The sequence below is a fragment of the Bradyrhizobium paxllaeri genome, from assembly GCF_001693515.2.
In the GTDB taxonomy this organism is placed as follows: domain Bacteria; phylum Pseudomonadota; class Alphaproteobacteria; order Rhizobiales; family Xanthobacteraceae; genus Bradyrhizobium; species Bradyrhizobium paxllaeri.
Window position 1 is genome coordinate 8,250,352 of sequence record NZ_CP042968.1, and the last position, 12,353, is coordinate 8,262,704.

General features: G+C 65.5%; 11 protein-coding genes and 1 tRNA gene. 5 read left to right on the forward strand and 7 right to left on the reverse strand.

Annotated features, from left to right (window positions below; genetic code table 11):
* Positions 1 to 47: 47 nt before the first annotated feature.
* The 4 genes from LMTR21_RS39380 to LMTR21_RS39395 form a co-directional block, all read right to left on the reverse strand.
* Positions 48 to 123 (reverse strand) — tRNA-Thr (locus LMTR21_RS39380).
* A gap of 155 nt (positions 124 to 278) precedes the next feature.
* Positions 279 to 2,072: a heme biosynthesis protein HemY gene (locus LMTR21_RS39385; protein ID WP_065753922.1), complete on the reverse strand. Its 1,794-nt coding sequence runs from the start codon at positions 2,070 to 2,072 to the stop codon at positions 279 to 281.
* An 8-nt stretch (positions 2,073 to 2,080) separates the two neighbouring features.
* Entirely contained in the window at positions 2,081 to 3,301 is a 1,221-nt protein-coding gene (locus LMTR21_RS39390) for a hypothetical protein (protein ID WP_065753923.1), read from the reverse strand.
* A 131-nt stretch (positions 3,302 to 3,432) separates the two neighbouring features.
* A complete protein-coding gene (locus LMTR21_RS39395) occupies positions 3,433 to 4,182 on the reverse strand; it encodes a uroporphyrinogen-III synthase (protein ID WP_065753924.1) in 750 nt (249 codons plus the stop codon).
* A 132-nt stretch (positions 4,183 to 4,314) separates the two neighbouring features.
* Here LMTR21_RS39395 and tsaD point away from each other — a divergent pair, with 132 nt between their 5' ends.
* From tsaD to LMTR21_RS39410, 3 genes are read left to right on the forward strand one after another with little or no spacing between them, the layout of a single operon-like run.
* Positions 4,315 to 5,388, forward strand: coding sequence for a tRNA (adenosine(37)-N6)-threonylcarbamoyltransferase complex transferase subunit TsaD (gene tsaD, locus LMTR21_RS39400; RefSeq protein ID WP_065753937.1), 1,074 nt, complete (start codon positions 4,315 to 4,317; stop codon positions 5,386 to 5,388).
* Position 5,389: 1 nt separating this feature from the next.
* Positions 5,390 to 6,370, forward strand: coding sequence for an NAD(P)H-dependent glycerol-3-phosphate dehydrogenase (locus tag LMTR21_RS39405; RefSeq protein ID WP_065753925.1), 981 nt, complete (start codon positions 5,390 to 5,392; stop codon positions 6,368 to 6,370).
* Positions 6,371 to 6,372: 2 nt separating this feature from the next.
* Entirely contained in the window at positions 6,373 to 6,786 is a 414-nt protein-coding gene (locus LMTR21_RS39410; protein WP_057862294.1) for an EVE domain-containing protein, read from the forward strand.
* Positions 6,787 to 6,913: 127 nt separating this feature from the next.
* On the opposite strand, the gene LMTR21_RS39415 is transcribed toward LMTR21_RS39410, so the two are convergent.
* The gene (locus LMTR21_RS39415) at positions 6,914 to 8,068 is read right to left on the reverse strand and encodes a DNA topoisomerase IB (RefSeq protein ID WP_065753926.1); all 1,155 of its coding nucleotides are present in this window, start codon (positions 8,066 to 8,068) and stop codon (positions 6,914 to 6,916) included.
* 373 nt (positions 8,069 to 8,441) lie between these two features.
* Between LMTR21_RS39415 and acs the strand changes: the two genes are divergently transcribed.
* Both acs and LMTR21_RS39425 read left to right on the forward strand, forming a co-directional pair.
* Positions 8,442 to 10,394 carry an acetate--CoA ligase gene (gene acs, locus LMTR21_RS39420; protein WP_065753927.1) on the forward strand — a complete coding sequence of 651 codons (1,953 nt, stop codon included), beginning with the start codon at positions 8,442 to 8,444 and terminating at the stop codon, positions 10,392 to 10,394.
* A gap of 474 nt (positions 10,395 to 10,868) precedes the next feature.
* Entirely contained in the window at positions 10,869 to 11,381 is a 513-nt protein-coding gene (locus tag LMTR21_RS39425; protein ID WP_065753928.1) for a L,D-transpeptidase, read from the forward strand.
* Between the two features lie 53 nt (positions 11,382 to 11,434).
* Here LMTR21_RS39425 and LMTR21_RS39430 read toward each other — a convergent pair whose 3' ends face one another.
* Both LMTR21_RS39430 and LMTR21_RS39435 read right to left on the reverse strand, forming a co-directional pair.
* Positions 11,435 to 12,022 (reverse strand): thermonuclease family protein, encoded by a 588-nt coding sequence (locus LMTR21_RS39430; protein ID WP_187399287.1) that lies wholly within the window; start codon positions 12,020 to 12,022, stop codon positions 11,435 to 11,437.
* Between the two features lie 48 nt (positions 12,023 to 12,070).
* Positions 12,071 to 12,280, reverse strand: coding sequence for a DUF1674 domain-containing protein (locus LMTR21_RS39435; RefSeq protein ID WP_065753930.1), 210 nt, complete (start codon positions 12,278 to 12,280; stop codon positions 12,071 to 12,073).
* Between the last annotated feature and the right edge of the window lie 73 nt (positions 12,281 to 12,353).

Here is a 12,353-nt window from a genome sequence, read left to right on the forward strand (position 1 = left end):
GACAGGCGGCATCTGAGTGATGCGCAAATGCGATGTTAGAAAAAGTGTGGTGCCGCAAACAGGACTCGAACCTGTGACCCCGTCATTACGAATGACGTGCTCTACCAACTGAGCTATTGCGGCGAACCGAAGCGGCGCTCCCGCGTGAGCGGCGAACGCCCGCACCTGATATCGGGCACGGCCCCGGTTGGCAAGAAAAAGGCTGGGCCAAAGCGTTTTCAAGCGAGGAGGCTACCGGCTCGCGTCAAGAAAACGCGTCAAAACAAGAAACTAAGAGCCTAGTTGCCGCCCCAGCGTGACAAAAATCCCCGCCAGCCGCCGGCCTGGGCCTTGGGCGTTCCGATTTGTTCCGCGAATTCGTCCGGCGGGCCTTCCTCGTCTACCCCGGGGTCGTCAGGCGCCCGGACCAGCGGGATTACGGCCGGAATCGGCGCCGGGACGGTCTTTGGGATGTCCTTGCGCGAGCGGAACAGGGGGGCCGGCTGCGGCGGGGTTGATTCGGCCGGCTTTTGCGGGGCCAGGGCCGGGGTTGGTTCTGCGGCCGGTTCCGGGCGGCTTGCCTCGGCTGGGGCGGGCTCGACGGCGGCAGGCGCAGGCGGCGTATTGTCCTGCGCGGCCGATGGTTCCGGTGCGACCGGGGCGGCTGCCGGCTCCGGCTTGTTGGGAACGATGGGCTCAGCCACCGGCTCGTTCATGGGCTCCGGCGGCGCAATCACCACCGCGCGGCGCGGGGTCGCCAGCATGGCTTCCTCGAACGGCGAGGACTCGATCGCAGGCCCCTTGTCGGACGGCAGCGCCGCGACCGGTGTATGCCACTGGAAGGCATCGAGCCGTCCGGTGACCGGCGAGACCGGCCGCCAGCGATCGCTGACATAGCCGTCCGCCGTCCAGGCCGGATCGTGCAGCGCGCGCACCGCGCGCAAGGTCCACGCCCGCGAACGGCCACTATCGCCGTGCTCGGTGCGCTCGAGTTCCGCCATGAGCAGTGCGACACGCTGCGTCGGCTGATCGACGAAGGGCGCCAGCGCCTCGCGCGCCTTGGCAAATTCCGAGGCGTCGATCGCGGCGCGCGCGATCGCCAACGCGCCCTCGATGTGGCCCGGCGCCTTCGCCGCGAGCGTCTCGACGCGCACCAGCCGTTGCCGTGCGGAATCACCTAACTTCACATGGGCATAGGCGTCGGCGAGATCGGGATGCGGCTGCGCCAGCCACGCCGCCTCGACGAGGCGCATCGAGCGCCGCACCTGGTGCGCTTCGCTCTCGAACTTGCTCGCCAGCACTGCGGCCGGCACCAGCGTCGGCGCCAGCTTGACCGCTTCCATCACGCTCTCGCGCGCCAGATCGCGATCGACCTTTTCGAGCTCGAGCGCGCGCGCCGTCAGCAGCACGCCGCGCTGCCTTCGATAGGTCGCCTTGTCGATCAGCCCGGCCGATTGATTGTTGTCGAGGATCTTCAGCGCACCAGCCCAGTCGCCCTTGGCGCAACAGAAGCCGAGCACGGCGTGCGAGGCCCATGACGACGACGGCGACAGTTTCAGCGCCTCCTCGGCGAGCATGACGGCGGCGACGGGATCGTCGGCACGCTGCGCCTCGATAAAGAGACCGCGCAGGCCCAATAGCCGCGTGTCTTCACGCTCGGCCATGGCGCGGAAGGCACGCTGCGCGCCCTCGCGGTCGCCGTCCAGCTGCGCCGATTGCGCATGCAGCAGCAGCGCCAGCGGATCGTGCGCCGCATGCTTCCGCGCGGCATCCGCATGGATGCGGGCGGCGGAGGAGTCACCATGGCCGATCGCCAGCAGGCCTTGCGTGATCGCATGCCGGCCGCGGGCCTGACGGCGTTCGCGCCGGTTGCGGCGGAGACGTTGCGGCGTACGCCACAGGCCGCGCAGGATCGCCCAAATCATCATCGCCGCGACGATGACGACGCCAAGCGCCAGCACGAACACCGGCAGCGTCATCTGGGCGCGATAGCCGCCCCAGGACAGCGCGACATCGCCGGTCTGCTCGGCAATCCAGGCTGCGCCCGCCGCACCGAGCGCGATCAACAACAGAAACAGAATGATCCGGATCATTGAAATCCTTATTCCGACGGTTTGGCCAGCACAGCCATGGCCTCGGCCGCAAATTGACGGGATGCGGCCAGCGCGGCGTCGCGCGCGTCGGCCCGCTCGATCCAGGATTGCGCCGCGGCGCGATCAGCCGGCTCCAGCGTCTTCAACTCGCGCCGAGCCTCGTTGAAATCATTGCGCAGCGCCGCTGCCGTGATCCGCGCCACCACGGCGCCGCGATCCGTGCCTGCGGTATCGGTGCGTTCGATCTTGACCAGCTTGGCGGCGCCCGCCTGCAGGCGATCGACGATGCCGGTGCCGGTCGTGGCGGTGTTCTGCTGCGAGGCGGGCGTCAGCTTCGGCACCAGCTCCAGCAATTCCTTGCTCAGCTTGCCGGCGTTCGGCACGCCTTTCTCCGCAAACTGGTCGAGCGGCTTCAGCGCATTGGGATCAGGCGTCAGGGATTTCGCCGTCGAGAGCGCCACGGGATAGGGATCGCCGACCCGGACGAGAACATCGAGCAGCGCGGCGGCCAGCACCCGGCGCCAGGGCATATCGTTGGCCGCCTTGGCGTCGGCCGATCTGGTATCGGCGATCTTGCTGCCTTGCTGCGCGATCTCGGCGCCCTGCGCCCGCATCTGGTTCTCGACCCTGGCGATGCGTTCAGCAAAAGCAGTGAGATCGGGCGACACCGCGCCGTCGGCGCGTGGCGCCGACTTCACGTCGTTGATGGCGGATGCCAGCTTTTCGCCTTGCGCGCGCGCAGTGGCGAGTTCGCCGCGCAACGTCGCGACTGATTTTTCCAACGCGTCGGTGCGGGCCGCGGCAGCGGGATCGGCCACCGGCTTGCCCGCCTTGGCTTCGAGACCGGCAACGCGCGAGGTCAGACCGTCGATGGCGGAGGCGTTGAGTTGCGCGGTCTGCGATACCGAAGCGGGCTGTATCGCGGGCCAGCCCAGCATCCAGCCGACGCCGATTACCAGCGCGGCCGCGACCGCGCCGGAAACCGGCGCGACGACCCAAGGAGAGACGGACGGCGAGACAGGCCGCGATGGCGGCTCGGCGGCAACCGGAGATTCCTGCACCGCCGCCTGGGCGATCTCTGGCGCGGGCTCAGTCACCGGCTCGGGCGGCGCCTCGGCGGCGCTCCTGGTTTCGCTCGATGTGGCCTCGAGATCGATGGTCGGCGGCTCTCGCTTCGGCCGACCCGAATCGGGCAGCGATCCAGTGTCTTCGGGCCTGTTGTCGACCATCGCGGCGGTTCCCTTTGAATGGTAGGTGACCGGAACTTAGCAGAATCGGGACGTCTTAGAGCATGATCCGGCGGTGGCGGCACCGGTTTTCCGATAAGAGCATGATCAGACTTAAAGATTAGGCCTCAAAATCAGGATTTCGCCCGCGATTGCAACGCGCGGGCAAGCGCCTCGAACAGGGCATTTTCGTCCGGCGAAGCCGCCGCCGTCACCTGGCTTGCGCCGGCGTCCCGCAACACCGCGGCTACCGCCGCCGAAATGCAGCACTGCGGCAGCGCCAACGCCGAGATTTCGACGCCGCCTGAGCGTGCCGCCTCCAGGAAGGCACGCGCACTGCGCCGCGAGTAATGCAGCACGGCCTCGACCTCATCCGCCACGAAAGCGTCACATATTTCGCGAGCCAGGCTGGGCACGGGCACCATCCGGTAGGTGGTATGCGTCACCACCGTAAACCCCTTCTCGCCGAGTTCGCCGGCAAGATCGCGGGCGAGATCGGCGCCGGCAAGGTAGAGGATCGGGCTACTCTTCTTCAGCTGCTTCGATTTCGCGCTTGCCAGCACCAGGTCACGCAACGCGCCGGCGTCGCCTTTCGAGGCGATCACCTCGGCAAAGCCGGCCTCGCGCGCTGTGGCCGCGGTATTTTCTCCGACCGCAAACAGCGGCAGCCTGAGCAGCCGGCTGCCGGCCAGATGCGACGCGATGGCGCGCAGGGCGTTGGCGCTGGTGACGATGACGGCGCCGTAGGTCGCGTCCGCATCGTCCTGGAACGGCACCGGCTCGAACCGCAGCATCGGCGCGCGCAGCACGTCGAACCCCCGCGCGCGAAGCGCCTCCGCCGTTGTCTCATCGTCAGGACTTGGACGCGTGACGAGAACGGCCATATTTCAGATCTCCGCCAACACGATTTCGGCATCCCCGGGCGATTGCACCTTGCGACCTCGTAATGCTACGCGGTTACCGAAGCGTTGTTTTTGGCGATAGCGCAAGGATTCAAATTGGACAACGACAAGCCGATGCTGGTGCTGGGTATCGAGACCACCTGCGATGAAACCGCAGCCGCCGTGGTCGAGCGCCAGCGCGACGGCAGCGCCAGGATTCTGTCCAATGTCGTACGCTCGCAGACATCGGAACACGCCCGTTTCGGCGGCGTGGTGCCGGAGATCGCGGCGCGCGCCCATGTCGACCTGCTCGACGGCATCGTCGGCCAGGCCATGAAGGAAGCCGATGTCGGCTTTCCGCAATTGTCGGCGGTGGCGGCTGCGGCCGGTCCCGGCCTGATCGGCGGGGTAATCGTCGGCCTGACCACCGCCAAGGCGATCGCGATGGTTCACGATACGCCGCTGATTGCAGTCAATCATCTCGAGGCCCATGCGCTGACGCCGCGGCTCACCTGCGCGCTCGCCTTTCCCTATTGCCTGTTCCTCGCCTCCGGCGGCCACACCCAGATCGTGGCTGTCGTCGGCGTCGGCCAATACGTGCGGCTCGGCACCACCGTCGACGACGCGATGGGCGAAGCCTTCGACAAGGTCGCCAAGATGATGTCGCTGCCCTATCCGGGCGGACCGGAGGTCGAGCGCGCAGCGGCGCGCGGCGATGCCAAACGTTTCGCCTTTCCGCGGCCGATGCTCGGACGTCCCGATGCGAATTTCTCGCTGTCGGGACTGAAGACCGCGGTTCGCAACGAGGCCAACCGCATGATGCCGCTGGAGCCAGAGGACGTCGACGATCTCTGCGCCGGTTTCCAGGCCGCGGTGCTGGAATCGACCGCGGACCGGCTGAGCGTGGGCTTACGATTGTTTCACGAACGGTTCGGCCCGCCGCGCGCGCTGGTCGCTGCCGGCGGCGTCGCCGCCAATCATGCGATTCGCGGCGCGTTGCAAAACGTTGCCGCACGGGCGCAGACCACGCTGATCATTCCGCCGCCCGAACTCTGCACCGATAACGGCGCGATGATCGCCTGGGCCGGCGCGGAACGGATGGCGCTCGGATTGACCGATACGATGGATGCACCGCCCCGCGCGCGCTGGCTGCTCGATGCCAACGCCAGAGCGCCCGCCGGCTTCACCAACACCCGCGCAGGATTTTGACATGTCGTCCCTTAACTCCGTCGCGGTGATTGGTGCCGGCGCCTATGGCACGGCGCTCGCCAGCGCTGCCAGACGCGCCGGCCGCGACGTCACGCTCTATGTGCGGAGCGCCGACGGCGCCGCGCAGATGAAGGCGACACGGCAAAATCCAAGGCTGCCCGGCATCAGCCTCGACGGCAGCATCGACATCACCGCCGACATGGCCGCGGTAGCGCGCGCCGATATCGTTCTGATCGCAACACCGGCGCAAAGCTTGCGCCAGGCCGCGATGGCGCTTGCGCCGCTCCTCAAACCTTCGACTCCCGTTGTCGCCTGCGCCAAGGGCATCGAACGGGGCACGCATCGGTTCATGACCGAGGTCATCGCCGAAGCGATTCCCGTTGCAATCCCTGCCATCCTGTCGGGACCGAACTTCGCCGACGATGTCGCGCGAGGCCTTCCGACCGCCGTGACGCTTGCCGCAGCGGATGAAGGTTTGGCGAGCCGTCTTGTGCGGGCGCTGGGCTCGTCCACCTTCCGGCCCTATCACACCACGGATGTTCGTGGCGTCGAGATCGGCGGCGCGGCCAAGAACGTGCTGGCGATCGCCGCCGGTATCGTCGTCGGCAGGCAGCTCGGCGCCTCGGCGCTGGCTGCTCTCACCACGCGCGGGTTCAGCGAACTCGCGCGCCTCGGCCGCGCCTGCGGCGCGCGCAGCGAAACGCTGGCGGGCCTGTCGGGTCTCGGCGACCTGATCCTGAGCTGCGCCAGTCCGCAGTCGCGCAATTTCGCCTTCGGCATCGCGCTCGGACGCGGCGAGCAGCCGGACCGCGCCAAGCTTGCCGAGGGTGAGTTCACCGCGCCGGTTATGATCGAACTGGCGGCTTCGCAGAACGTCGATATGCCGGTATCAAAGGCGGTGGCGGCGATCCTCGGCGGCAAGGTGACGATCGACGCAGCGATCGAAGGCCTGCTGACGCGGCCGTTCAAGGCGGAGGAATGACGATGGCGTACTGGCTGGTGAAATCCGAACCTTCGGTCTGGTCGTGGGACCAGCAGGTTGCGAAAGGCGCAAAGGGCGAAGCCTGGACCGGCGTACGCAATTTCACCGCCCGCCAGAACCTCGTGAACATGAAGAAGGGCGACAAGGCCTTCTTCTATCATTCCAACGAGGGCAAGGAGATCGTCGGCATCGCGGAGATCATCAAGGAAGCCTATCCCGATCCGTCCGACAAGACCGGCAAATTCGTCTGCGTCGACATCAAGGCGGACAAGCCCTTGAAGACGCCGGTGACGATGGCCGCGATCAAGGCCGACAAGAAACTCGCCGACATGGCGCTGGTGAAATATTCGCGCCTGTCAGTGCAGCCGGTGACGGCGGACGAGTGGAAGATGGTCTGCAAGATGGGCGGGATGTAGCGACGGGACTGCGGTGGCCGTAGGGTGGGCAAAGGCGCGCTGGCGCCGTGCCCACCATCTATCCACTTGCGATGTCCTGAATGGTGGGCACGCTGCGCTTTGCCCACCCTACGGCAGCTACTAAATCTTACGCCGCAGCCGCCGTCACCACCTGTGCCAGCAGCGCCTCGCGCTTGGCTTGCGTGCGGTAGCCCTTCATCGTCGCGGCGAAGCGCTCCAAAATGCCGTCCTCGAACGCGGTGACGATGGTGTCGTGGACGTAGCTCTTGCGGCAGATCGCGGGTGTGTTCGATAGTTCATCCGCCGCGGCGCGCACCGCTTCCAGCACCTGCTTCTTGCGACCGCGCTCACTCGCTGCGGGCGTAATCCGCGACAGCGACTCCAGCACCACGGCCGAGGCCATCAGCGTGCGGAAATCCTTCAGCGAAATCTTGATGCCGGCGATCTCGCGCAGGAACGCGTTCACCGTCGTGGTCGACACCGTGCGGACGGTGCCGGAATTGTCGCGGTACTGGAACATGCGCTTGCCCGGCACCGTGCGCAAAATGCCGATGGCGCGCACGAGTTTCGCGGCGTCGCATTCCTTGCGCACAGCCTTGCCGCCCTTAGCCTTGAAGGTCAGGACGAAGCAGTCGTCTTCCAGCGTGACGTTGGATTTCAGCATCGTGGTGGCGCCACGGGTGCCGTTGAGACGGGCGTAGGATTCATTGCCCGGCCGGATCGCGGTGCGCGCGATCAGCTCGATCACCGCCGAGAGGGCGAATTCGCGCGTCGGCTCGTCACCGGACAGATACGCCGAAACCTTGCGACGGATCTTCGGCAACGCCGCCACCAGCCGCGCCAGGCGATGGGCCTTGCGCTGCTCGCGGACCTTTTCCCAATCGGCGTGATAGCGATACTGCAGCCGTCCTGCCGCATCGATGCCGACGGCCTGCAAATGCGACGACGGATCGGCCGAATAACGGACATCGCGATAGGCCGGCGGCACCGCCATCGAATGCAGACGGCGGATGGTGCCGGGGTGACGGATCTGCGTGCCGTTGGCGCGATGAAATGAATAGCCCTTGCCGCGCTTGACGCGGCGGATGGTCAGCCCGTTCTGGTCGCCGAGCTTGAGGCCGAGCTCCTGGGCAAGCTCTTCGACGGAAGTCTTGGCGACGATCGCGGACTTGGCAGTTTCCCTGACCGGTTCCTTCGGCAGTTGCCCAAGCGCTTGCGCCAGTGCGACGGCGGGATCGGCGGAAACGGGCCGCGTAGCCTCGAAACTCTGCTGATCCATCATGTCCGTTGTCGCCTTGCTCCGCCTGTTTCGCCCGGTAATGCCTTTTGTTGTGGCTTGGTTCCGGGGAGTCGTCCGGCCCCGGGGTGGCCATTTAGGGGGTAACGAACCACTTTGCGAGTCCCGATTCCGTTATTTGAGGTTATTAGATACCTTTCATGGGAGCCATTCCGGCGATAACGTTGATTTCGCCCTGCGCAGAGAAGTGAAAAATTTAGCGACTTTGATGCCGGGCAAGGCGGGGAACCGGCAGACCGACCAAGGTCGCAGACGTTCCGCCTTGTCCGGGTATCGCCCCGCGACGCATAATCGCTGCAACAATTCAGGACGATTTGCGGCTGCCTCGGCATGGGGCCGCAATGAGTGGGAGGGAAGCATGTCCGAGAAGATTTACGACGTATCCGCCGATTGGGCCAAACGCGCCTATGTCAACGACGCCAAGTACCGCGAAATGTATGCCCGCTCGGTCTCGGACCCCAATGGCTTCTGGGCCGAACAGGCCAAGCGCATCGACTGGATGAAGGCCCCTCACAAGATCGAGAACGTCTCCTTCGCCCCCGGCAACATCTCGATCAAATGGTTCGAGGACGGCGTCCTGAACGCGGCCTGGAACTGCATCGACCGCCATCTCGACAAGCGCGGCAACCAGACCGCGATCATCTGGGAAGGCGATGATCCCTCGCAGTCCAAGCACATCACCTACCGCCAGCTGCACGACGAAGTCTGCAAGATGGCCAACATCCTGCGCAACCGGAATGTCAAGAAGGGTGACCGCGTCACCATCTATCTGCCGATGATTCCGGAAGCGGCCTACGCGATGCTGGCCTGCGCGCGGATCGGCGCCATTCATTCGGTGGTGTTCGCGGGCTTCTCGCCCGACAGCCTCGCCCAGCGCATCACCGATTGCCAGTCCAAGATCATCATCACCGCCGACGAGGGATTGCGCGGCGGCAAGAAGGTGCCGCTGAAGGCCAATGTCGATGCCGCGATCGAGAAGGCCGGCGGCGTCGATTGGGTCGTCGTGGTCAAGCGCACCGGTGCCGCCGTCGACATGAATCCGACGCGCGATTTCTGGTACCACGAAGTCGCGAAAATGGTCACCACGGAATGTCCGGCCGAGCACATGCACGCGGAAGACCCGCTGTTCATTCTCTACACATCGGGCTCCACCGGCCAGCCCAAGGGCGTGCTGCACACCACCGGCGGCTATCTGGTCTATGCCGCGATGACGCATCAATACGTCTTCGACTATCACGACGGCGACGTCTACTGGTGCACCGCCGACGTCGGCTGGGTCACCGGCCACAGCTATATTCTCTATGGACCGCTGGCCAACGGCGCCACCACGCTGATGTTCGAGGGCGTGCCGAATTATCCGGATCATTCGCGCTTCTGGAACGTCATCGACAAGCACAACGTCAATATCTTCTACACCGCGCCGACCGCGATCCGCGCGCTGATGCAGGCTGGCGACGAGCCGGTGAAGAAAACCTCGCGCAAGAGCCTCAAGCTGCTAGGTACGGTCGGCGAGCCGATCAATCCGGAAGCCTGGGAATGGTACTATCGCGTCGTCGGCGAGAATCGTTGTCCGATCGTCGATACCTGGTGGCAGACCGAGACCGGCGGCATCCTGATCACGCCGCTGCCGGGCGCGACCAAGCTCAAGCCGGGTTCGGCGACGCGGCCCTTCTTCGGCGTGGTGCCCGAGATCGTCGACGCCGACGGCAAGACGCTGGAAGGCGAAACAAGCGGCAATCTCTGCCTCACCAAGTCCTGGCCGGGGATGATGCGCACGGTCTATGGCGATCACGCCCGGTTCGAGCAGACCTATTTCTCGACCTACAAGGGCAAGTATTTCACCGGCGACGGCTGCCGCCGTGATGCCGACGGCTATTACTGGATCACCGGCCGCGTCGATGACGTCATCAACGTCTCCGGCCACCGCATGGGAACGGCCGAGGTCGAAAGCTCGTTGGTCGCGCATGCCAAGGTGTCGGAAGCCGCCGTGGTCGGCTATCCGCACGACATCAAGGGCCAGGGCATCTACGCCTATGTGACCCTGATGGCCGGCACCGAGCCGACCGAGGAGTTGCGGAAAGAGCTGGTCGCCTGGGTGCGCAAGGACATCGGCCCGATCGCCTCCCCCGACCAGATCCAGTTCGCGCCCGGCCTGCCGAAAACCCGCTCCGGCAAGATCATGCGCCGCATCCTGCGCAAGATCGCCGAGGACGAGCCCTCCAGCCTCGGCGACACCTCGACGCTGGCCGATCCGGCCGTGGTCGACGATCTCGTCAAGAACCGGCAGAACAAGAAGGGCGCGCCGGCATAGGGTCGCGGCCAGCGGGCGCTTCGGGGGGCCCCTCTACGCGCCCGAGCACCCACTATCCGCATCGTCATGGCCGGGCTCGTCCCGGCCATCCACGTCTTGGCCCTGCACACGTCTTGGCTCTGCAAAGGAAGACGTGGATGCCCGGGACAAGCCCGGGCATGACAGGTTTGTGGGACTGATCCCGCTACGCCGAAGCAGCACAAACTGTCGGAAATTCCCATCGCTCACGCGCGTGTCAGTGGCCAGCCCGCTTCGGTGGGCTTTTCGCTACCTGTGTTGTTTTCCGGTCATTTACTTTATTTCCAACATTTCCTTTGTTCCCCCCGCCGAAAACAGTCTCGAGGGCCGGCGTTGAAACCAGCCGGTCAATTCGTGCGACTAACCTAAACGCCGCGGACGCGAGACAGCGGGCCGTTACGGCTTGAAAGGATAGTTGAGGGATACCCGAGAGGGCGGGCAGAGCGGAGCTGGGAAATGTTTAAGAAAATTGCGGTGGCGTTGGCCGCCACCATGGCTGCGGGCATTGCGATGTCGCCGGCGGCACAAGCGCGGCCGGAACTGGTTGGCATCAGCGGCGATTACGCGCCGGGCACGATCATCGTGAAGACCCATGAGCGGCGTCTCTACCTCGTTCTCGAATCCGGCCGCGCGATGCGCTATCCCGTCGGTGTCGGCAAGGCCGGCAAGCAGTGGGCGGGGACCACGAAGATCGACGGCAAGTATCTCAACCCGGCCTGGTCGCCGCCGAACGAAGTCAGGCGCGACAAGCCGAACATGCCCGACGTCATTCCCGGCGGCTCGCCGCGCAACCCGATGGGCGTTGCAGCGATGACGCTGGCCGGCGGCGAGTACGCCATCCACGGCACCAACGTACCGAATTCGATCGGCGGCTTCGTGTCCTATGGCTGCATCCGCATGCTCAACGACGACATCTCCGACCTCTATCAGCGCGTCTCGGTCGGAACGACCGTGACTGTTACGCGCTGATCGGCTGAACGATTCCAGTACAAGGAGCCGCGCGATTGCGCGGCTCCTTCATTTCATTTGGACAATGGCTGGCTTGCGCTCGCGCACCAGCCGTTGCGGTGGCCGCCGCCATAGCTGCGCACGTGCCCCGCAGCGATCATCGCCGTCGAAACATTCCCGGTGCGCCTCGTCGCGGCGTCGGCCACGACGCGGCCACTATATTTGTCCGGCCCGATATTGAAGATCGTGACATCGCCCTCGCGCAGCAGCGCGCGCAGGGCATCGGTCGCAGCTTCCGCCATCTGCAGTTCCTGCGGACACGACGCCTTCAACTCGGGCGCATCGATGCCGCGCAGCCGTACGCGCGTGGTGGGTTCGACGCCGGGCGACAAATGCACCCGCGCCTCAAACGTGTCGCCATCGATGGTGCGGATGACATCGACGGGGTGACGAACGTCGGGACTTCCAGCCCGCTTCCAGACCATCTCGGCATCGCGCGCCGCCTGGCTGTCGGTGAAGCCAGGCAGCGACCGCCGCACCCAGTCCCGCACCGGCAGCGTCGACACCGCCGCTACGCAAAGCACGAACACCCATGGCAGCCAGCGCCGCGAGGGACCCCGGCGCAGGGCCCGGTATGCATTTATTCTCTCGTAGGGGGACATGTTCCGACTAAGGGCTGAGTCGCCGCGTCCGGCAAGACCCTCAGGCGATCAAAAATCCGACGCGATCCCCTTGCGCTCCCAATCGCCGTAGCGGGTCGGTTCCAGTCCCTTCGGGCCCTGGAATTCCTTCTGCAGCGTCGTTGCATGGGCCTCGGCGGCCTTGCGGCGCGCTTCGGCCTCGGCGAGCGCGCGCTCGGCCGCGGGCGTCAGCTTCTTGCGCTCCGCGACAAGCGCGGGGGATGAAGAATTGTCGGTCATCGCAACTCTCCCATAGCATGGGATGGGCGCACAGGTGACATCACATTCGCAAAATTGTCTGTGGCGATTCTTA